The 21,161-nt window shown below is 62.3% G+C and carries 19 protein-coding genes; 15 read left to right on the top strand and 4 right to left on the bottom strand.

Going from position 1 to position 21,161, the window contains the following annotated elements:
• The first annotated feature begins 5 nt into the window (after positions 1–5).
• Genes INHI_RS0111140 through mraY form a run of 3 tightly spaced genes read left to right on the top strand, consistent with a single transcriptional unit; the run spans position 6 to position 4,006 of the window.
• On the top strand, positions 6–1,490 hold the full coding sequence (locus INHI_RS0111140; RefSeq protein WP_027247689.1) for a UDP-N-acetylmuramoyl-L-alanyl-D-glutamate--2,6-diaminopimelate ligase: 1,485 nt from the start codon (positions 6–8) through the stop codon (positions 1,488–1,490).
• Positions 1,487–2,896: a UDP-N-acetylmuramoyl-tripeptide--D-alanyl-D-alanine ligase gene (locus tag INHI_RS0111135; protein ID WP_027247688.1), complete on the top strand. Its 1,410-nt coding sequence runs from the start codon at positions 1,487–1,489 to the stop codon at positions 2,894–2,896. The genes INHI_RS0111140 and INHI_RS0111135 overlap by 4 nt, the downstream gene beginning before the upstream one ends.
• 27 nt (positions 2,897–2,923) lie before the next feature.
• Positions 2,924–4,006 (top strand): phospho-N-acetylmuramoyl-pentapeptide-transferase, encoded by a 1,083-nt coding sequence (gene mraY, locus INHI_RS0111130; protein WP_027247687.1) that lies wholly within the window; start codon positions 2,924–2,926, stop codon positions 4,004–4,006.
• Positions 4,007–4,325: 319 nt separating this feature from the next.
• Here the strand turns inward: mraY and INHI_RS0111125 are convergent, their stop codons facing one another.
• Entirely contained in the window at positions 4,326–5,240 is a 915-nt protein-coding gene (locus tag INHI_RS0111125) for a glutaminase (protein ID WP_027247686.1), read from the bottom strand.
• Positions 5,241–5,364: 124 nt separating this feature from the next.
• Here INHI_RS0111125 and murD point away from each other — a divergent pair, with 124 nt between their 5' ends.
• A complete protein-coding gene (gene murD, locus INHI_RS0111120; protein WP_027247685.1) occupies positions 5,365–6,762 on the top strand; it encodes a UDP-N-acetylmuramoyl-L-alanine--D-glutamate ligase in 1,398 nt (465 codons plus the stop codon).
• A gap of 3 nt (positions 6,763–6,765) precedes the next feature.
• On the opposite strand, the gene INHI_RS0111115 is transcribed toward murD, so the two are convergent.
• The 3 genes from INHI_RS0111115 to INHI_RS0111105 all read right to left on the bottom strand — a co-directional run bounded on the left by INHI_RS0111115 (position 6,766) and on the right by INHI_RS0111105 (position 8,768).
• Complete coding sequence (locus tag INHI_RS0111115; RefSeq protein WP_014879521.1) at positions 6,766–7,209, bottom strand: MarR family winged helix-turn-helix transcriptional regulator; 444 nt, start codon at positions 7,207–7,209, stop codon at positions 6,766–6,768.
• A gap of 4 nt (positions 7,210–7,213) precedes the next feature.
• On the bottom strand, positions 7,214–7,507 hold the full coding sequence (locus INHI_RS0111110) for a putative quinol monooxygenase (RefSeq protein WP_027247684.1): 294 nt from the start codon (positions 7,505–7,507) through the stop codon (positions 7,214–7,216).
• 79 nt (positions 7,508–7,586) lie between these two features.
• Positions 7,587–8,768, bottom strand: coding sequence for a BaiN/RdsA family NAD(P)/FAD-dependent oxidoreductase (locus INHI_RS0111105; RefSeq protein WP_027247683.1), 1,182 nt, complete (start codon positions 8,766–8,768; stop codon positions 7,587–7,589).
• Positions 8,769–8,900: 132 nt separating this feature from the next.
• Between INHI_RS0111105 and ftsW the strand changes: the two genes are divergently transcribed.
• The 11 genes from ftsW to lpxC all read left to right on the top strand — a co-directional run bounded on the left by ftsW (position 8,901) and on the right by lpxC (position 21,106).
• The gene (ftsW, locus tag INHI_RS20485; protein ID WP_044041410.1) at positions 8,901–10,112 is read left to right on the top strand and encodes a putative lipid II flippase FtsW; all 1,212 of its coding nucleotides are present in this window, start codon (positions 8,901–8,903) and stop codon (positions 10,110–10,112) included.
• 19 nt (positions 10,113–10,131) lie between these two features.
• Complete coding sequence (locus INHI_RS0111095) at positions 10,132–11,229, top strand: UDP-N-acetylglucosamine--N-acetylmuramyl-(pentapeptide) pyrophosphoryl-undecaprenol N-acetylglucosamine transferase (protein ID WP_027247682.1); 1,098 nt, start codon at positions 10,132–10,134, stop codon at positions 11,227–11,229.
• Entirely contained in the window at positions 11,226–12,623 is a 1,398-nt protein-coding gene (gene murC / locus INHI_RS0111090; protein ID WP_014874081.1) for a UDP-N-acetylmuramate--L-alanine ligase, read from the top strand. The genes INHI_RS0111095 and murC overlap by 4 nt, the downstream gene beginning before the upstream one ends.
• Before the next feature lie 58 nt (positions 12,624–12,681).
• Positions 12,682–12,936 carry a DUF2484 family protein gene (locus INHI_RS0111085; RefSeq protein ID WP_014879526.1) on the top strand — a complete coding sequence of 85 codons (255 nt, stop codon included), beginning with the start codon at positions 12,682–12,684 and terminating at the stop codon, positions 12,934–12,936.
• Positions 12,933–13,184, top strand: a complete 252-nt coding sequence (locus INHI_RS0111080; RefSeq protein ID WP_014874083.1) for a DUF2484 family protein — start codon at positions 12,933–12,935, stop codon at positions 13,182–13,184. Before INHI_RS0111085 ends, INHI_RS0111080 begins: the two co-directional genes overlap by 4 nt.
• Before the next feature lie 183 nt (positions 13,185–13,367).
• Positions 13,368–14,291: a UDP-N-acetylmuramate dehydrogenase gene (gene murB, locus INHI_RS0111075; protein ID WP_014879527.1), complete on the top strand. Its 924-nt coding sequence runs from the start codon at positions 13,368–13,370 to the stop codon at positions 14,289–14,291.
• Between the two features lie 286 nt (positions 14,292–14,577).
• Positions 14,578–15,498: a D-alanine--D-alanine ligase gene (locus INHI_RS0111070; protein ID WP_036767029.1), complete on the top strand. Its 921-nt coding sequence runs from the start codon at positions 14,578–14,580 to the stop codon at positions 15,496–15,498.
• Complete coding sequence (locus tag INHI_RS0111065) at positions 15,486–16,379, top strand: cell division protein FtsQ/DivIB (RefSeq protein WP_027247680.1); 894 nt, start codon at positions 15,486–15,488, stop codon at positions 16,377–16,379. The genes INHI_RS0111070 and INHI_RS0111065 overlap by 13 nt, the downstream gene beginning before the upstream one ends.
• A 1-nt stretch (position 16,380) precedes the next feature.
• The gene (gene ftsA / locus INHI_RS0111060; RefSeq protein ID WP_014874087.1) at positions 16,381–17,715 is read left to right on the top strand and encodes a cell division protein FtsA; all 1,335 of its coding nucleotides are present in this window, start codon (positions 16,381–16,383) and stop codon (positions 17,713–17,715) included.
• Positions 17,716–18,162: 447 nt separating this feature from the next.
• Positions 18,163–19,956, top strand: coding sequence for a cell division protein FtsZ (gene ftsZ / locus INHI_RS0111055; RefSeq protein ID WP_014874088.1), 1,794 nt, complete (start codon positions 18,163–18,165; stop codon positions 19,954–19,956).
• 214 nt (positions 19,957–20,170) lie between these two features.
• Positions 20,171–21,106, top strand: a complete 936-nt coding sequence (lpxC, locus tag INHI_RS0111050; protein ID WP_014879529.1) for a UDP-3-O-acyl-N-acetylglucosamine deacetylase — start codon at positions 20,171–20,173, stop codon at positions 21,104–21,106.
• Positions 21,107–21,161: the final 55 nt, after the last annotated feature.

Raw genomic sequence — 21,161 nt, 5'->3', positions numbered from 1 at the left:
TTGCTATGAGCACCATTGAAAACCGTCCTCTCAGCCAGTTGGGGCTGACCGCGCGTGGCGGTGTCGATCCGATGATCCGGGGCATTGCCGTTGACAGCCGCAAGGTGGTCGAAGGCGGGCTGTTTGCAGCCCTTCCCGGCAGTCAGGTGCATGGGGCGAAATTCACCCCCGCAGCACTTGGCAACGGGGCGGCGGCGATCCTGACCGATGCGGCCGGGGCGCAGATCGTAGCAGAGCTGCTGCGCGAGTCGACTGTGGCTCTGGTGGTTGTCGAAGACCCGCGTCAGGCGCTGGCCTATGCCGCGGCCCTGTGGTTCGGCGCGCAGCCGGAAACCATGGTGGCGGTCACCGGCACCAATGGGAAAACTTCGGTGGCCAGCTTTGTGCGTCAGATCTGGGTCGAGCTGGGCCATCAGGCGGTGAACCTCGGCACCACAGGTGTTGAAGGCAGCTGGAGCCACCCGCTCAATCACACCACACCAGAACCTGTCACCCTGCATGATGCGCTGGCGCAGGCGGCGGCTGCGGGTGTCACCCACGCGGCGATGGAGGCCTCTTCGCACGGGCTGGAGCAGCGGCGTCTGGACGGTGTGCATCTGGCGGCGGCGGGGTTCACTAATTTCACCCAGGACCACCTCGATTACCACGAGACGTTTGAGGCGTATTTCACCGCCAAGGCCGGCCTGTTCCGTCGGGTGCTGCCGGATGATGGCGTGGCCGTCATCAATATGGATGATCCCCGCGGTGAGCAGATGCGCGCCGTCGCTGCGGCGCGCGGGCATGAGGTGATTTCCGTCGGGCGCGGTCTCGGTGATCTGAGCCTTGTCGGTGCGCGCTATGATGCGTCCGGTCAGGACATGCGCTTCACCTGGCACGACAAACCTTATCAGGCGCGGCTGAATTTGATTGGCGGGTTTCAGGCGGAGAATATCCTTCTGGCCTGCGGTCTGGTGATTGCCAGCGGCGAGGACCCGCAGGCGGTGTTTGACACGCTGCCGCATTTGCAGACCGTACGCGGGCGGATGCAGCTGGCGGCCACGCGCGAAAATGGCGCGACGGTGTTTGTGGATTACGCCCATACCCCCGATGCCGTGGCCACCGCGATCAAGGCGTTGCGCCCGCATGTGCTGGGCCGGTTGGTGGCCATTGTCGGCGCCGGTGGTGATCGCGATGCCGCCAAACGTCCGCTGATGGGGCAGGCGGCGCAGAATAACGCCGATCTAGTGATCGTCACTGATGACAATCCGCGCAGCGAGGATCCGGCGGTGATCCGTGCCGCCGTCAAGGGCGGCGCGCCGGACGCGATGGAAGTCGGCGACCGGGCCGAGGCGATCCTGCGTGGTGTGGATGCGCTGGGGGCGGGTGACGCGCTGCTGATCTGCGGCAAGGGGCATGAGACGGGTCAGATCGTCGGCAGTGATGTTTTGCCCTTTGATGATGTGGAACAGGCCAGCATGGCGGTCGCGGTGCTGGACGGGAGGCTGGTATGAGTCTTTGGACAGCTGAGGAGGCCGCCGCAGCAACCGGCGGTCAGGCCGTTGGCGACTGGCGCGTGGACGGTATTTCCATCGACACCCGCAGCATCGCCGCGGGCGATCTGTTTGTGGCGCTGAAGGCGGCGCGTGATGGCCATGACTTCGTGGCGCAAGCCCTGGAGAAAGGCGCTGGTGCCGCGCTGGTTTCGCGACGGCCCGAGGGCGTCAGTGAAGATGCGCCGCTCTTGCTGGTGGATGACGTGCAGACCGCACTTGAGGCTCTGGGCCGGGCAGGTCGCGCGCGCACAGACGCGCGGGTAATTGCGGTCACCGGCTCTGTGGGGAAGACCTCGACCAAGGAAATGCTGGCGCGGATGCTGTCGGATCAGGGCCGCACCCATGCCGCTGTTGCCAGCTATAACAACCATTGGGGCGTGCCACTGACACTGGCGCGGATGCCGCGTGACACCGAATTTGCGGTGATTGAGATCGGCATGAATCATCCCGGTGAGATCAGCCCGCTTGCGAAACAGGCGCGTCCGCATGTGGCGATGGTGACAACCGTGGCGCCGGTGCATCTTGAGGCCTTTGACGGGATCGAAGGCATCGCCACCGAGAAGGCCGCCATCATGGAGGGGCTGGAGCTGGGCGGTGTTGCCGTGCTGAATGCAGATATTGCCGAGGCGCATATGCTGCGCGCAGCTGCGCAGGCGCTGGGGATTGAGGCACGCTGGTTTGGCAGTGCTACTGGCGACAGCCGGTCCGACTATCTCCTGACCTCCATGGATCTGCGCGGTGAAGAAACACAGGCCGAGGTGCAGGCGCGGGAACAGACGCTTACTCTGCGTGTCCAATCTCTTGGCGCGCATTTTGCGATGAACGCCCTTGGTGCATTGGCCTGTCTGGATGCGCTGGGGCTGGATTTGGCGCGCGCGGTTCTTAGCTTGTCGCTCTGGTCGCCGGTCACCGGACGCGGGGCGCGTGAAACCATTAGCCTCGGTGCGGATCGGGGCGAAATTTTGCTGCTGGATGACAGTTACAACGCCAATCCGACCTCGGTCGCGGCGGCGCTGGCGGTGCTGGCGGCGACGCCCTGCACCGGGCGGCGCATTGCCTATCTGGGTGACATGAAGGAACTGGGGGCGCAGGAACAGCGACTGCACAGCGATCTGGCCAATCTGGATGCAGTACAGGCCTTGGATGAAATTCATTGCATCGGTTCGCTGATGGGAGCGCTGCACGCGGCATTGCCTGCGAACAAACGTGGCGGGCACTACGCCACCAGCACCGACGCTTGCGCCGATCTGGCGGGTCAGATCGCGGCGGGGGATGTGGTTCTGGCCAAGGGGTCGCTGAGCATGGCGCTGGCCAAGGTTGTTGACGGCATCCGCGAATTGGGCCATGGCGAGGCCACTTTCTAAATTCTGATGAACTGAGGACCGGCTGACATGCTCTATTGGTTAACCGCGCTGTCGGATGGGGGGGATCTTTTCAACCTCTTCCGCTACATCACCTTTCGCGCGGGTGGGGCGTTTTTGACGGCGCTTCTGTTTGGGTTTCTGTTTGGCCCACCACTGATCAACGTGCTGCGCCGCAAGCAGGGCAAGGGCCAGCCGATCCGCGACGATGGGCCTGAGGGGCATCTGGCCAAGGCGGGCACACCCACCATGGGTGGGCTGCTGATCGTCGGCGCGCTGATGACCGCGACGCTGCTCTGGGCGCGCTGGGACAACCCGTTTGTCTGGCTGGTGCTGTTTGTCACATTATCCTTTGCGCTGATCGGCTTTGCCGATGATTATGCCAAGGTCTCCAAGCAGAACACGGCCGGCGTGCCGGGCAAGCTGCGGCTTGCGCTGGGGATCACCATTGCGGTGATCGCTGCCGTCTGGGCCTCGGCCTATCATCCGGTTGAGTTGCAGAATCAGCTGGCACTGCCGGTGTTCAAGGACACGCTGATCAATCTGGGCCTGTTCTATGTGCCGTTTTCGATCTGCGTGATCGTCGGTGCGGCCAATGCTGTGAACCTGACAGATGGTCTTGATGGGTTGGCGATCATGCCGGTTATGATTGCCACCTCGACCCTGGGCGTGATCGCCTATGCGGTGGGGCGCGTCGACTTCACCGAATATCTGGATGTGCATTACGTGCCTGGCACCGGGGAAATCCTGATCTTTGCCGCGGCGCTGTTCGGCGGTGGTCTTGGCTTCCTGTGGTACAATGCGCCGCCGGCAGCGGTGTTCATGGGCGATACCGGGTCATTGGCTCTGGGCGGCGCGCTGGGGGCCATCGCGGTGGTCACCAAGCACGAACTGGTGCTGGCAATTGTCGGCGGTCTTTTTGTGGTGGAGGCGCTGTCGGTGATCATTCAGGTGCTCTACTTCAAACGCACGGGCAAGCGGGTGTTCCTGATGGCACCGATCCATCACCACTATGAGAAAAAGGGCTGGGCGGAGCCGACCATCGTGATCCGTTTCTGGATCATCTCGCTGATCCTTGCGATGATTGGTCTGGCGACCCTGAAAGTGCGCTGATCCACGCCGAATCGCCGCCGCGCAGGCTATCCTGCGGGGGCGGTGAGCCGGTCTGGTCTGATATTTGAAACCGCTTGGGGCAGGGATGCCTTGGGCGGTATTTTTTAGTGCAAAGAAGGCGGCGCCGCCGGAGGGGCGGAGGCTGGATGACCTTTGCTAGGGGTCATCTCCGTCTGTCGGCCTGTGCGGACCCCCCGCAGCCTTGGTGGGGCTGAAAATGGGGGGCGATCTCCTGATCTTTGTGTTGCAACGGGGCTAGGTTAGCGGTGTCACCTGAAAGGATCCTAAGGGCTGCGAACGCAGGGACGGCAACGCGCGCCTAGAAGACTGACCAGCCCATTTCACGGGCCAGTTGCTCCATCGCTTCGGTGCCCAGTTTGGAATTGCCGTTGCGGTTCAATCCCGGCGACCAGACGGCGATGCTCGCCTGTCCCGGCACAACGCCGAGGATGCCGCCGCCCACGCCGCTTTTGGCGGGCAGGCCCACGCGATAGGCAAATTCACCGGACCCATCATAATGTCCGCAGGTCAGCATCAGCGCATTGAGCCGTCGCACCCGGTCCAGGGACACCATCCGGGGATAACTTCCGGTGCCGATCAGGAAGCGGCCTGCCTTGGCCAGCTGCTGGGTTGTCATCTCGGTGGCGCAATGATGGAAGTAGGTGCCCAGCACCTTTTCCGGCGGGTTCTTGAGGTTGCCAAAGGAGGCCAGAAAATGAGCATGGGCCGCGTTGCGGTGACCATGGGCGGTTTCCGAACGCGCCACATCGGCGTTGATATGGATGTCGTCATCTTCTGCCGCGGCGCGCACGAAGCCGAGAAATTCCGCCAGCGCCTCGCGCGGTTCACGTCCGGCCAGCACCTCATCTGTGGTGACAATGGCACCGGCATTGACGAAGGGATTGCGCGGGCGTCCCTGTTCATGCTCCAGCTGCACGATGGAGTTGAAGGCCGTGCCGGAGGGTTCGCGGCCAACCCGGTGCCACAGCTGATCCCCCGCGCGCCCCAAGGCAATGGCAAGGGTGAACACTTTGGTGATACTTTGGGCGGAAAACCGTGTCTGGAAATCACCGGCGCTGAACAGCCCGCCATCGGCCGTTGCCACGCTGATTGCAAACTGATCGGGGCGCACCTCGCCCAGTTCGGGAATATAGCTGGCAACCTCGCCCCAATCGGTGCTGGCCCGCATCTGCTGGCTGATCTCGTCAAGGACGCGCTGTAACTTTGCAGCCATTGGATACTCCCTTCCTTTGGCAGAGGTTTCAGACGTGCCGGACCATTTGTCAACGCGACGGGACTGGCATTGGTTCCATGGATCGGTTAGCGATTTGATCAAAGGTTTTGCGGGAGGTTGGGCAATGATCCCTGTTACAGGTTTTGAGGGCGCAAAGGTCGCCGTTTTGGGGCTGGGCCGGTCGGGATTTGCCACCGCTCGGGCGCTGCGCGAAGGCGGAGCGGAGCCTGTCTGTTGGGACGACAACCCCGGCGCGCGGGCGCGGGCCGAGGTTGAGGGGCTCACCTGCCGCGATCTGCTGAAATCCGGGGCGTTTGATGACATCGCCTCGCTGATTGTCTCGCCGGGTATTCCGCATCTCTATCCCAAACCCAATCCGGTGATCCATGCGGCACTAGTGGCGGGTGTGCCGGTGGACAATGACATCGGGCTGTTCTTCCGCTCGGTTGCGACGCGGGGCTGGGAACGGTTCGATCAGGCGCCGCGTATTGTGGCGGTCACTGGCTCCAACGGCAAATCCACTACGGTGGCGCTGCTGCACCACATCCTGCAGGAGGCCGGACGCGAAAGCCAGCTGGCGGGCAATATCGGGCGTGGTGTGCTGGACATTGATCCGCCGGGATCCGGCGGCATCGTGGTGCTGGAGCTGTCGAGCTATCAGACCGATCTGGCCCGCGCCCTGACGCCGGATGTGGCGGTGTTCACCAACCTCAGCCCCGATCATCTGGACCGGCACGCGGGCATGGGCGGCTATTTCGCGGCCAAGCGACGGCTGTTTGCCGAAGGCGGGCCAGACCGTGCAATCATTGGCGTGGATGAGGACGAGGGGCTGTATCTGGCCGGTCAGTTGTCGGAGGCGGCCAGCGACGACCGGGTGATCCGCATCTCTGCTAGTCGGAAACTGACCGGACCGGGTTGGCAGGTCTTTGCCCGCAAGGGGTTCCTGAGCGAATACCGCAAGGGCCGACAGGCGGCGTCGATTGATCTGCGCCAGATGCAGGGGCTGCCGGGCGCGCATAACCATCAGAACGCCTGTGCGGCCTATGCGGCGGCGCGGGCGCTGGGTCTTGCACCGCGCCTGATCGAGGACGCACTGGCGAGCTATCCGGGGCTACCGCATCGCAGCCAGACCATCGCGACCCATGAGGGGGTGCGCTATGTGAATGACAGCAAGGCCACCAATCTGGACAGCGCAGTGAAGGCGTTGAGCGCCTTTGACAATATCCGCTGGATCTGTGGCGGGCTGGAGAAAGACGGCGGGCTGGAGGCCCTGCGCGGGCAGACCGGCAAGGTGCGCAAAGCCTATGTGATCGGGCGCGAGGCGGCAGGCTTTGCCATGCAATTGGACGTCGAGGCAGAGGTTTGCATCACCATGGCCGAGGCCGTCGCCCGCGCCAGCGCTGAGGCTGAGGCGGGCGATACGGTTCTGCTGGCCCCTGCGGCGGCGAGCTTTGATCAATACGACAACTTCGAGCAACGCGGCGAGGATTTCATCGCCGAGGTGGCAAAGCTGCAGGGCTGATATCTACCCGGGCGGGGATTGCGCCATCTCCTTTGACAGGATCTGGTAGTATTCGGGCAGGGTGGCCTGCAATCGCGTATGGCCGTCGGGCGTCAGTGTCACCTCTTTTGAGCGGCCATCGGTCTCGCTCGCGGTGATGCGGACCAGCCCGTCTGCCTGCAAGGCGTGGAGCGTGCGGGTCATCACCGGTTTCGAGACATCAATCCGCTGCGCGATCTCATTCGGGCTGAGCCATTGGCGATCCGGTTCGCGGTCGATCACGATCAGCACAAGAAACCGCAGCTGCGACAGCCCGTGACCCGCGAAATAGGTCTCCAGCTTGCGGATCAGCAGGCTGGCCCGGCGCATCATCAGCAGCGCATCGCTGATAAGCGCCGGGTCACTGCCATAGGCCTCTACGTAGCGTTCGACCATCTGACGGGAGGGCAGGTCCTTGAGGAAGAACAAGCGGTCAGGCCAGCGCGGTCATCTTGTGGATTTCCGCTGGTGTGGCCAGCCAGTTTTCATATTTGGCAAAGATCGGTTTGATGTAATCCATCTCGTAGTGGGTAGCGAGGGCGTCGTCGCTGGTCCATTCCTCATCCAGATAAAAACAATCGCCGCTGCGGCCCTCAAGCAGGTTGAATTTCAGGCAGCCAGGTTCGGCGCGGGTGGGGGCCAGGATGCTGGTCAGGCTGTCACGGACGTCCTGCATATGCTCAGGCTTCGGGGTGATTTTGGCGATCAGCTGAAATTGCGTTGTCATGAAAAAGCTCCTTAATGAGTTATCATGATAACTAAATGGGTGCGCAGGCGCAAATGTCAAGCCGTAGGCCGCGCTAAGGCTAGCGGCGCGCCGCGATTGCGCTGCCGGCGGCCACGCCTGAGGCCCAGGCCCATTGGAAGTTGTACCCGCCGAGCCACCCCGTGACATCCACCGCCTCGCCAATGGCATAGAGGCCGGGAATGGTTTTGGTTTCCATGGTTTTGGAGGAGAGCGCATCGGTGTCGATACCGCCCAATGTGACCTCGGCGGTGCGGTAGCCTTCGCTGCCGGAGGGAGTGAGGCGCCAGTTTTCCAGTTGGTCACAAAGATCGCGCAGGGCGGCGTCGGATTGGTCTGCCAGCCGCCCTTTGAGGTCGAACTCGGGCGCCAGAAAATCCACCAGCCGACCGGGCAGGTGGCGCGCCAGTTCGGTGGTCAGGGCCTTGCGTCCGGCCTCCTGACGTTGGCTGCGCAACAGGTCAAACACAGGCGTTTCAGGGATCAGATTGACACTGATCTGCTCGCCCTCGCGCCAGTAGGAAGACAGTTGCAACACCGACGGGCCAGACAGGCCGCGATGCGTGAACAACAGCGCCTCGTCAAAGCTGGTGCGCTCATTGGAGAGCCGCGCGGGCAGGGCGACGCCTGCCAGCGGTTTGAAGCGGTCTTCGGAGAAGGTGAAAGGCACCAGACCGGGGCGGGTGTCCGTCAGTGGCAGGTCAAACTGGCGCGCCAGATCGTAGGCGAGGCCGGTGGCCCCCATCTTCGGGATCGACTTGCCGCCCGTGGCAATCACCAGATTGCGGGCGGTCAGCACCTGCGGCTGGCCTTCACGCTCCACTTCGACGCGGAACCCATCAGCGGTGTGCGTCACGGAGGTCACGCTGGTCTGCAGCCACAGATCGGCGCCTGCTGTCTTCATTTCCTCTACCAGCATCGCGACAATCTGCTTGGCCGAGCCATCGCAGAACAGCTGGCCGAGGGTCTTTTCGTGCCAGGCAATGCCGTGACGGTCCACCAGCTCAATGAAATCCCACTGGGTGTAGCGGGCCATGGCTGATTTGCAGAAATGCGGGTTCTGCGACAGGTAGTTTTCGGGGCTCGCGTACATATTGGTGAAATTGCAACGCCCGCCGCCGGAAATGCGGATTTTTTCACCCGGCGCCTTGGCGTGATCAATCACCAGCGTGCCGGGGCCGGAGCGCGTTGCACACATCATGCCAGCTGCGCCAGCGCCAAGGATCAGGGTTTCATAAGCCATGCCCGGCCATAGGCGCGGATAACTGCCAAAGGCAAGAGGAAGAGGGTGGCCTGATGAAAACTTTCCGGGTACTGTTTGCCCAACGATCCCGAAAACGGGACGGATCACGAGGCAGATAGTGGCGGTTTACCCATGACTGAAATGGTCTATGGCGCGCTCCCCGTACAGGCGGGCGAGCCGATTCTACCCAAATGGTGGCGGACGCTGGACAAATGGACAATGTCCTGTGTTCTGATGCTGTTTGTCATTGGACTTTTGCTGGGGCTCGCGGCCTCAGTCCCGCTGGCAGAGCGCAACGGATTTGATAATTTCCACTATGTTGAGCGGCAGGCGGTGTTCGGTATCACCGCGCTGGTGGCGATGGTGATCACCTCGATGATGTCGCCAACACTGGTGCGACGGCTGGCGGTCATCGGGTTTATCTGCGCCTTTGTGGCGCTGGCACTGCTGCCGGTGTTTGGCACTGATTTCGGCAAGGGCGCGACGCGCTGGTACAGTCTTGGCTTTGCCTCGCTTCAGCCGTCGGAGTTTCTGAAGCCCGGATTTATCGTAGTGGCGGCCTGGATGATTGCAGCGAGCCAGCAGATCAACGGCCCGCCGGGCACGCTGATGTCCTTTGGTCTGTGTCTGACAGTGGTGCTGATGCTGGTGATGCAGCCTGACTTTGGTCAGGCCTGTCTGGTGCTGTTTGGCTGGGGCGTGATGTATTTCGTGGCTGGTGCGCCGATGCTGCTGTTGGTCATCATGGCGGCGGTGGTCGTGATGGGTGGGGTTGTCGCCTATTCCAGCTCCGAGCATTTTGCCCGTCGCATCGATGGCTTCCTGAACCCTGAAATCGACCCGACCACCCAGATGGGCTATGCCACCAACGCCATCCGCGAGGGCGGTCTGTTTGGGGTTGGTGTTGGCGAGGGCGAAGTGAAATGGTCGCTGCCGGATGCCCATACCGATTTCATCATTGCGGTTGCGGCCGAGGAATACGGTCTGGTCCTCGTGGTGATCCTGATCCTGCTCTACACTGCCGTGGTGGCACGGACCCTGTTCCGCCTGATGCGGGAACGCGACACGTTCATCCGCCTTGCGGGCACGGGTCTGGTTTGTACCTTCGGAGTGCAGGCGATGATCAACATGGGCGTTGCGGTGCGGCTCTTGCCGGCCAAGGGGATGACATTGCCATTTGTCAGCTACGGCGGCTCCTCGCTGATTGCAGGCGGTATTGCGGTTGGTATGCTGCTGGCGTTTTCGCGCTCGCGTCCGCAGGGCGAGATTGCGGATTTCCTGCGTGGGCACGGACGGGGTCACGGACATCAGAACGGGCCTGCGCGCGGCTACGGGCGCGGATAGAAGAAAGATCTGAATTACGATGGCGCAGAAATTGCTCTTGATGGCGGCAGGCGGCACCGGGGGGCATATGTTCCCCGCGCAAGCCCTGGCCGAAGCGATGCTGAGACGTGGCTGGCGGGTGAAGTTGTCCACCGATGCGCGCGGTGCGCGCTACACTGGCGGCTATCCCCATACCACAGAAATCACCGAAGTCTCTTCGGCCACATTCGCCCGTGGTGGGGTGCTGGCCAAGGCGATGGTGGCGCCGAAGATCGCGGCGGGGGTCACAAGAATGGCGCTGCAGATGCGCCGCGACCGGCCCGATGTGGTGGTGGGCTTTGGCGGCTACCCCTCGATTCCGGCGCTGGGGGCTGCGACCCTGCTGAAGCTGCCGCGTATGATCCACGAACAGAACGGCGTGCTGGGCCGGGTCAATCAGCTGTTTGCCACCCGTGTGGCTGGGGTGGCCTGTGGCGTCTGGCCCACCGCTCTGCCGGAAGGGGTTGATGGCGTCCATGTCGGCAACCCGGTGCGCGCGGCAGTTCTTGAACGGGCAGGCGCCGGTTACATTCCGCCCGGTGACTACCCGATGTCGGTGCTGGTGATGGGCGGCAGCCAAGGCGCGCGGATCCTGTCGGATGTGGTGCCGGGGGCGATTGCGGCGCTGCCTGAGGCGCTGCGCAGCCGGTTGCGGGTCTCGCATCAGGCCCGCGATGAAGATGCTGCGCGGGTCACGCAGTTCTATGCCGAACATGGTATTTCGGCGGATGTTCAGCCCTTCTTCGCGGATGTGCCCGCGCGGATGTCGGAGGCGCAGCTGGTGATTTCACGCTCCGGTGCGTCGTCGGTCGCGGATATCGCCGTGATTGGCCGCCCGTCGATCCTGATCCCCTTTGCTGCGGCGGCCGGAGATCACCAGAGCGCCAATGCCCGTGGGCTGGTCGATGCCGGGGCGGCGATCCTGATCCCGGAGAGCGCCCTTGACGTTTCCGCCCTGACAGAGCAAATGAGCGCGGTTCTCAGCAATCCCGATGGTGCCAGCCAGATGGCACGGGCCGCCTTGCAAGTGGGTATTCCCGATGCGACCGAGCGGCTGGTGGGGCTTGTTGAACAGCTGTCCGAGGAAGGAATGACATGAACCCTGCGACCAAACTCCCCGGTGATGTGGGCCCGATCCATTTTGTTGGGATCGGCGGCATCGGCATGTCCGGTATCGCTGAAGTGCTGCTCAATCTCGGCTATGTTGTGCAGGGCTCGGATCTGAAGGCATCAAAGATCACCAACCGGCTGGAAGAGCTGGGCGCGCGGATCTTTGTCGGGCAGGCGGCAGAAAATCTGGAAGACGCGGCGGTTGTGGTCATTTCCTCGGCGATCAAACCGGGCAATCCCGAACTGGACGAGGCCCGCCTGCGCGGTCTACCGGTGGTGCGCCGGGCCGAAATGCTGGCCGAGCTGATGCGGCTCAAATCCAATATCGCCATTGCGGGCACCCATGGCAAGACGACCACCACCACCATGATGGCCGAGCTGATGGTGGCGGGGCATTTCGATCCGACCATCGTGAATGGCGGTATCATCCACGCCTATGGGTCCAACGCGCGGATGGGGCAGGGCGAATGGATGGTGGTTGAGGCCGACGAGAGCGACGGGACATTCAATCGTCTGCCTGCGACCATCGCCGTTGTGACCAATATCGACCCTGAGCATATGGAGCATTGGGGCGATTTCGATACGCTGCGGGACGGGTTTTATGACTTTGTCTCCAACATCCCGTTTTATGGGGTCGCGGTCTGCTGCACCGATCATCCCGAGGTTCAGGCGCTGGTCGGCCGGATCACCGACCGCCGGGTCGTGACCTATGGGTTTAATGCGCAGGCGGATGTGCGGGCGACCAACCTGACCTACAAGGCGGGCGTGGCCCATTTTGATATTCATCTACAGGCCGAGGATCGCGTGATCGAGGGCTGCACCCTGCCGATGCCGGGGGATCACAATGTCTCCAACGCGCTGTCGGCAGTGGCTGTGGCGCGCCATCTGGGCATGAAAAGCAGTGAGATCCGCGAGGCGCTGGCGGCCTTTGGCGGCGTCAACCGCCGCTTCACCAAGGTGGGGGAAGTGGATGGTGTGACCATCATCGATGACTACGGCCACCACCCGGTTGAAATCACCGCTGTCTTGAAGGCCGCGCGTCAGGCCTGCGACGGCCGCGTCATTGCCGTGCATCAGCCGCACCGCTATTCGCGCTTGTCCAGCCTGTTTGAAGATTTCTGTGCCTGTTTCAACGAGGCCGATGTCGTCGCCATCGCCGAGGTTTTTGCCGCTGGTGAAGACCCGATCGAGGGCGCGGGGCGCGACGATCTGGTGGCCGGTCTGATCCGCCATGGCCACCGCCACGCCCGCGCGCTGCTGGACGAATCGGATCTGGAGCGACTGGTGCGCGAACAGGCGCGGCCCGGCGATATGGTGGTCTGCCTTGGCGCCGGTACCATCAGCGCCTGGGCCAATGGTCTGCCCGACCGGTTGCGGGGCTGAGGGTGACAGGCGTGATCTCATATCCGCGGGCGGTTGGCCCGTTGGCTGAGGTCGCACCATGTTGAGCCTACTTGCCGCAATCATCTGGGTGTTCGTGGCCACTGGCGTTGCCGCATTGCCGCTGCGCTGGCAGCGTGGGCCGGGGATTGCGCTGCTGGCTGCCGCCCCGGTGCTGATTTATCTTCTGGGACGGGATCACGGCTGGTTTGCCGCCGCTTTTGGAACATTCGCACTGGTGTCGATGTTCCGCCGTCCATTGTTGCATGTGCTGTCGCGACTGCGCCGCGCACCGGCGCCTGAGGTGGAGGAATGACGCTGTCGCTGATCCTTGCCTGTCTCTGGGTGGTGGCTGCCAATGTGCTGGCGATGGTGCCCAGTCGCGACAACCATTGGTCGCGCGCCTATCTGCTGATCGCGGCAGGTATTCCGCTTGTGGGGTATGTGACGTATGAAAACGGGCCGTGGTGGGGGTTGGGTGTGCTGTTTGCCGGCATGTCGATGCTGCGCTGGCCGGTGATCTATCTGGGCCGCTGGTTGCGCCGTCGGCTAAGCCGCGGCTGAACCCTGCCGATTCTTTCTGTCTCGTGATCTTCCTTTGGCACCCGGCACCGGGTTGGGCCATTGTGTGCCCGACCAAAACCGGAGTAAACGCAGGTCTGATCCAGGGTGCGTGAGTCTCTTTTCACGTCCGGGTGGCCAAAATGGCGCCGGTGTGCATCGGTGCGACAGGCAAGGGCAGGGCATATGAATATCGACGGGCTGCGTGGCAAGCTTCATCCCAATCGTGATCTTTCCGGGTTGACCTGGTTGCAGGTCGGTGGCCCGGCGGATTATCTGTTTCAGCCTGTTGATATCGAGGATCTGAGCCATATGCTGCGGTCTCTGGATCCGTCGGTGCCTGTGTTTCCCATGGGGGTCGGGTCCAACCTGATCGTAAGAGATGGCGGGTTGCGGGCGCTGGTGATCCGATTGGGGCGTGGGTTCAACACGATTGAGATTGCGGACGATACCGTGGTGGCGGGGGCTGCTGCGCTGGATGGACATGTGGCGCGCAAGGCGGCGGACGCGGGCATCGACCTGACATTTCTGCGCACCATTCCCGGCTCTATCGGGGGGGCGGTGCGGATGAATGCGGGTTGCTACGGCAGCTATATGGCCGATGTGTTCCAATCCGCGACCGTGGTGCTGCGCAGCGGCGAGGTGGTCACCCTTCGTGGTGATGACCTGAAGTTCGCCTATCGCCAGAGCGATCTGCCCGAGGGCGCGGTGCTGGTGTCAGCGGTTTTGCGCGGGCCCAAAGGTGATCCCGAAGCGCTGCATGCGCGGATGGAAGAACAACTGGCCAAGCGTGATGCGACACAACCCACCAAGGACCGGTCAGCCGGGTCGACCTTTCGCAATCCGGCAGGGTTTTCGTCGACCGGGCAGGCGGATGATGTCCATGATCTGAAGGCCTGGAAGGTCATTGATGATGCCGGAATGCGCGGTGCGCGGCGCGGGGCTGCGCAGATGAGCGAGAAGCATTCCAATTTCTTGATTAACACAGGTGGCGCATCTGCCGCAGATCTTGAGGGATTGGGCGAAGATGTCAGAAAAAAGGTTTACGCCAATTCCGGCATAACGCTAGAGTGGGAAATCATGCGGGTGGGGGATCCGCTTTCCAAATAGCCAATAAAGGCCATGTTTTTCAGGATGTTACTCCTGATCAGCAGGGCGCCGCTTTGGGAATCGCAGCGGCGGGCGAACTGGAAAAGCGCGATCTTGGTAAAGGCACTGTTAACGGGCCGGTAACGTTTGTGACGTTAATGTGGGGATAGCGAACCACGAAGGTCCGTGCAGTGCGGGGAACACGCCTCGCGATATCAAAAAGCAGGTCTTGACCTGTAGCATTTGCGGTCAATTTGGGATCGCACAACAAGGGGCGAAAAGCCCCGGAACATTTGAGGCGCTTGTCGTGAGTAAGTCGAGCAGGACACTCCCGAAAGTGGCGGTATTGATGGGTGGCCCCTCGGCTGAGCGCGAGGTGTCTTTGTCCACAGGGCGTGAATGCGCCACCGCGCTGCGGGACGAGGGATATCAGGTTACAGAACTGGACGCGGGTCCGGATCTTGCTGCACGTTTGCAGGCGGATCGTCCGGACGTGGTCTTCAATGCGCTGCATGGTCGTTGGGGCGAAGACGGCTGCGTGCAGGGGCTGCTGGAATGGCTCGGCATCCCTTACACCCACTCCGGCGTGCTGGCCTCGGCGCTGGCGATGGACAAGCAGCGCGCCAAATCCATCTATCGCGCCGCAGGTCTGCCAGTTGTTGAGAGCGGGATTTACTCCAAGGCTGAGGTGATGGCCGGACACGTGATGGCACCGCCCTATGTGGTGAAGCCGAATAACGAAGGCTCCAGCGTGGGCGTTTATCTGGTGAATGAGGTGGCCAATGGTCCGCCACAGCTGTCGGCGGACATGCCTGACGAGGTGATGGTCGAAAGCTTTGCCCCCGGGCGTGAGCTGACCACCACTGTGCTGGGTGACAAGCCGCTGACGGTAACCGATATCCTGACCGACGGTTGGTATGACTACGACGCGAAATACAAACCCGGCGGCTCGCGTCATGTGCTGCCTGCTGATGTCCCCGAAGAGATCTTTGCGCTGTGCCTTGACTATGCGGTGAAGGCCCATAACGCGCTGGGGTGCCGGGGGATCAGCCGGACTGATTTCCGCTGGGATGAGGCGCGGGGCGCCGAAGGGTTGATCCTGCTGGAGACCAACACCCAGCCTGGCATGACCCCGACATCGCTGACGCCCGAGCAGGCGGAACACAGCGGGATGACCTTCGGGCAGCTTTGTTCCTGGTTGGTTGAGGATGCGACATGTCCTCGCTGATCGATCGCTTCCGCACCCCCCGCGAGGGGCGCCCTGATCCGGCACCATCGCGACTGACCTATCGCATTCAGCGCTGGATGCTGACGCCGGGTATCCGCTTTGGTGTGCGGTTTGGTATTCCCTTCTGCCTGGTCTTTGTTGCCGGTGCTGCCTTTATGGCGGATGACGCGCGGCGCGACCGGTTGCAGGTGATGATCAGCGACCTGCGGGCGTCGATCGAGGAGCGGCCTGAGTTCATGGTCAATGTGATGGCCATTGATGGCGCGGGGCGCAGCGTTGCCGAAGACATCCGCGAAGTGGTGCCAATTGATTTGCCCATCAGTTCCTTTGATCTGGATCTGACGCAGATCCGCGATGAGATCACCGGGCTGGACCCGGTGCAGACGGCCGATGTGCGGATCCGTCCCGGTGGTGTGCTTCAGGTCACGGTGGAAGAGCGCAAGCCCGCGGTTGTCTGGCGCAGCCGTGAAGGGCTGGCGCTGCTGGATGCCAATGGCGTGCATGTGGCCGAGCTGGGGGCGCGCAATATGCACCCGGATCTGCCGCTGGTGGCCGGGCGCAGCGCCGATGATGCCATTGTGGAAGCGCTGCGGCTATTTGCCGTGGCCAAGCCGCTGGGACCGCGGATGCGCGGGTTGGTGCGGATTGGCGAGCGGCGCTGGGATCTGGTGCTGGACCGTGGCCAGCGGATCATGCTGCCGGCCGAAAACCCTGTGCCCGCGCTGGAGCGGGTGATTGCCGTCAGCGAAGTGCGTGACCTCTTGGAGCGCGACGTGGCGGCGGTGGACATGCGCCTGGCGGCGCGTCCGACCGTAAGAATGACCGAAAACGCCGTCGAGGACTGGTGGCGAATCCGACAGTTGAATGCAGGCGGGCTATGATATGACCGATCTCTACCAATCTCAGCGCGCCATGCGGCAGATGCGTCGTCAGGCGATGCAGCGCGGTGTTGTGGCTATTTTGGATGTGGGCAGTTCCAAGATTGCCTGTTTGGTGCTGCGCTTTGATGGCACCGGGCGGCTGAGCGAGGATAACTCCATCGGTTCGCTGGCGGGGCAATCCGGGTTCCGGGTGATCGGGGCTGCAACCACGCGGTCACGCGGGGTGCAATTTGGCGAAATCACCGCCATGCAGGAAACCGAACGCGCCATCCGCACCGCCGTTCAGGCGGCGCAGAAGATGGCCGAGGTGCGGGTGGATCACGTGATCGCCTGTTTTTCCGGGGCCAATCCGCGATCCTATGGGCTGGATGCGCAGGTTGATCTGGAAGGTCAGGTGGTGACCGAGAATGAGATCGCCCGCGTGCTGGCGGCCTGCGAGGTGCCGGAATATGGCGCCGGGCGCGAGGTGCTGCATGCCCAGCCGGTGAATTTTGCGCTCGACAACCGGTCGGGTCTGAATGACCCGCGTGGTCAGATGGGGCAGACGCTGGCGGCGGATATGCACATGCTGACGGTCGATGCGCTGACGGTGCAGAACCTCGTGCGCTGTATCCAGCGCTGCGATCTGGAGCTGGCGGGCATTGCGTCCTCCGCCTATGCGTCCGGCTTTGCCGCGCTGGTTGAGGATGAGCAGGAGCTGGGTGCCGCCTGTATCGATATGGGTGGCGGCTCCACCTCGATCTCTGTCTTTATGAAGAAACACATGATCTATGCCGATGCGGTACGTATGGGCGGTGATCACATCACCAGCGATATTTCGATGGGGCTGGGGGTGCCGACGGCCAATGCGGAACGGATCAAGACCTTTCACGGTGGCGTCCATGCCACGGGCGCCGATGACCGCGAGATGATCGACATTCATGCAGATACAGGTGATTGGGAACATGATCGCCGTACTGTCAGCAGGGCTGAACTGATCGGAATCATGCGTCCGCGTGTCGAAGAAATCCTTGAAGAAGTCCGCGCGCGTCTGGATGCCGCCGGGTTTGACAGCCTGCCAAGCCAGCAGATCGTGCTGACCGGAGGCTCCAGCCAGATTATGGGTCTGGACGGGCTGGCGAGCCGGGTTCTGGGCCAGCAGGTGCGGCTGGGTCGTCCCTTGCGGGTTCACGGTCTGCCGCAATCGGCGACCGGTCCGGGTTTTGCCTCCGCTGTTGGTCTCAGCCTGTTTGCCGCCCATCCACAAGATGAGTGGTGGGATTTCGAGATGCCGGTGGATCGCAACGCCAGTGGCACGTTGAAACGGGCGGTAAAATGGTTCCGCGACAACTGGTGAGCGGTGGTTTCCGGCAGGCTGACAGGGGCCTGCTGTCGCCACAGACCCGACGGCTGCACAACATTCATTAATCAAATGTTAACGAAAAACTTCGCTGGCAAGGCGGTTTCGCGGGTGACAGCGAAATCCTGCCGCGTTAATGTTCCGATAACGACCGCATCATGCGGCGCATGTAGGCCGAGCAGTGGCCACCAGTATCAGTGACGGGATGTGCTTTCGAGGGCTTTGGTTTTCGGAGGCTGACGTCATGTTGTGGTGTGTTGCAGGGCTTTCCACAGCATTTGCCAAAATCGGCGAAATGTCGCGAAATTAGACAATACTATGTCTATATTTTGTGGAAAATAGCGCTTTTTTGGATGACGCGACTCGTGCTGCGCGGTAGGATTGTCGCAAAGATGGACAGGAATAGGCCCTTGCGGGAGGGCTGATAACACAGGCGGAACGAGCATGACCTTGAACCTTTCGATGCCCGGCCAGGAAGAGCTGAAGCCCCGGATTACCGTGTTTGGCGTCGGCGGGGCAGGCGGCAATGCCGTCAACAACATGATCGACAAACAGCTGGACGGCGTGGATTTTGTCGTCGCCAACACTGACGCGCAGGCGCTGCAGCAAAGCGCCTCCAAAAGCCGCGTCCAGCTGGGCATCAAGGTGACCGAAGGTTTGGGTGCGGGTGCGCGCCCCTCGGTTGGGTCTGCTGCCGCTGAAGAAAGCATCGAACAGATCGTGGATCACCTCGCGGGGGCGCATATGTGCTTCATCACCGCAGGTATGGGCGGTGGCACAGGCACCGGCGCGGCACCGATCATCGCGCAGGCCGCCCGCGAACTGGGTGTGCTGACCGTTGGTGTTGTCACCAAGCCGTTCCAGTTCGAAGGCAACAAGCGGATGCGTCAGGCTGAGGAGGGTGTCGAAGCCCTGCAGAAGGTCGTCGATACGCTGATCATCATTCCGAACCAGAACCTGTTCCGTCTGGCCAATGAAAAAACCACCTTCACCGAGGCGTTCTCCATGGCGGATGATGTCCTTTATCAGGGTGTCAAAGGCGTGACCGATCTGATGGTGCGTCCGGGTCTCATCAACCTCGACTTTGCGGACGTGCGCGCCGTGATGGACGAGATGGGCAAGGCGATGATGGGCACCGGCGAGGCTGAGGGCGAAGATCGCGCCGTGCAGGCCGCCGAGAAGGCCATCGCCAACCCGCTGCTCGATGAAATCAGCCTCAAGGGCGCAAAGGGTGTTCTGATCAACATCACCGGCGCACATGACCTGACCCTGTTTGAACTGGACGAAGCGGCCAACCGCATTCGCGAAGAGGTCGACCCGAACGCAAACATCATTGTCGGCTCCACTCTCGACACCGAGATGGAAGGCAAGATGCGCGTTTCCGTGGTCGCCACCGGTATTGATGCGGTCGACGTCCACTCCGAGCTTCCAGTGCCGCGCCGCCCGATGTCGGCGCCGCTGAAGCAGACCGTGAGCGTTGAAGATACCCGTAGCGCGGCACCGCTGGAGCTGAGCACCCCGGTCGAGCAGCCCGTTGCCGCCACCGCTGAGCCGGTTGCTGCCGCACAGGAAGAACCGTCGCTTTTCTCGGAATTCGATGACGGTCAGGCCGCTGCAGAGGGCCAGTACGAAGAGGTTCTGGAAGACGCAGGCGAACAGCTGGGCGCCGATGGTCTGCCCGCACCGGCCTATCAGGGCACGCCCGCGCCGGAATTCCAGCCGCAGGCCGAAGTTGCGGCCCATCAGGCCGAGAGCTTTGTTGCGCCGAAGGCACCTGCGCCCGGCACCCCATCGCCCGAAGCCATCGTGCGCCTGCAGGCCGCAGCGCAACGGGCGCAGCCTCAGCAGCCGATGCAGCAGCAGGTCCAGCAGCCGCATATGCAGCAGCGCCCCTCGATTGACGCGGTTCAGCCGCGTGCGCCGCAGCCTCAGCAGATGCAGCAGCAACCTCAGCAGCAGCCCGCCGCGGCAGGTCAGGAGCAGCGTCGTTTCGGCCTCAACTCCCTGATCCACCGCATGACCGGCAGCGCAGCTGAAGGCCAGCCGGCCAAGCCGCAGCAGCCGACACGTCAACAGCCGCCGGTGCAGCAGTCCCCGGTGCAACAGGCGCCGATGCATCAGCCCCAGGTCGCGCACCAGGGTCAGCAGGCCGCCCCCGCTGCGCAACCGCAGCGTCAGGCCAACCCGGAGCAGGAGCGGATCGAAATTCCCGCATTTCTGCGCCGTCAAGCCAACTGAGCTGATCACATATAAGATAAAAAGGTCGCCATCTGGCGGCCTTTTTTCGTTTTTTATCAGCGGGTTGTTTCCGGTTGGGCAGTGTTTTGCCTATCTGTTACAGGGATGTTTCATTCCGTTACAAAGATTGAGTTGAGCCTAACGGACTGACACCTTACCTCTGTTTCGCAACAAGGGCCAAGACTACGGCCCACCCATACGGAATGAGGCCATCGTGCAGAATACGCTTAAAGCATCAGTGACATTTGACGGGGTGGGCCTCCACTCCGGCAAACCCGTTCGCATGATCCTGAAGCCTGCTGCGGCAGGGCACGGCATCTGCTTCCGGCGCACTGACATTGCCTTGGGCAACACTTTGGTTCCTGCGCTTTGGGACCGGGTCGAGCGGACGCCGCTCTGCACACGTCTGGTCAATGCCTCCGGTGTTGCGGTCTCCACGGTAGAGCACATCATGGCCGCGCTGGCAGGCTGTGGCATTCATAATGCGATGATTGATATCGACGGTCCCGAAGTGCCGATCATGGATGGCTCTTCTGCGTATTTTGTCCGCGGCATCATGCAGACCGGCATTCAACGCCTTGCAGCGCCTGTCACCGCCTATCAGATTCTGAAGCCAGTGAGTGTCAGCCACGAAGGCGCAACTGCGACCCTGTTGCCTAGCAATCGTCTGACCATCGAATTCCACATCGATTTTGCCGAGGCGGCGATCGGCCGTCAGAGCAAGACGCTGGATCTGCGCAATGGCGCCTTCGCGCGTGAGCTTTGTGACAGCCGCACCTTCTGCCGTCGCGTTGATGTCGAAAGCATGCAGGCCAATGGTCTGGCGCTGGGGGGGGTTCCCGGTGAGAACGCCGTGGTGTTTGACGGTCCCGAAGTCCAAAGCGGTCTGGGCCTGCGTCATGCGGATGAGCCGGTGCGCCACAAGATGCTGGATGCGCTTGGCGATCTGTCGTTGGCCGGTGGCCCTGTGTTTGGCCATTATATCGGTGACCGTGCTGGTCATTCACTGACCAACACGTTGCTGCGGGCCGTGTTTGCAACACCCGGCGCCGTGCGTCAGGTGACGTGCGATACCGCGATGACAGCGCGCCTGCCCGGGCAGGGGCTGGTCTGGGCCGAGATCCCGACCGACGCGCGCCGCGTTGCGTAACTGAATTGAGGCTATCGGGCGGGAACGTCGGCTGGGGGGCCTGACGTTCGATCTG

It is taken from the genome of Phaeobacter inhibens DSM 16374, from assembly GCF_000473105.1.
Taxonomy (GTDB): Bacteria; Pseudomonadota; Alphaproteobacteria; order Rhodobacterales; family Rhodobacteraceae; genus Phaeobacter; species Phaeobacter inhibens.
This window is presented reverse-complemented; position numbering and strand designations above follow the sequence as displayed.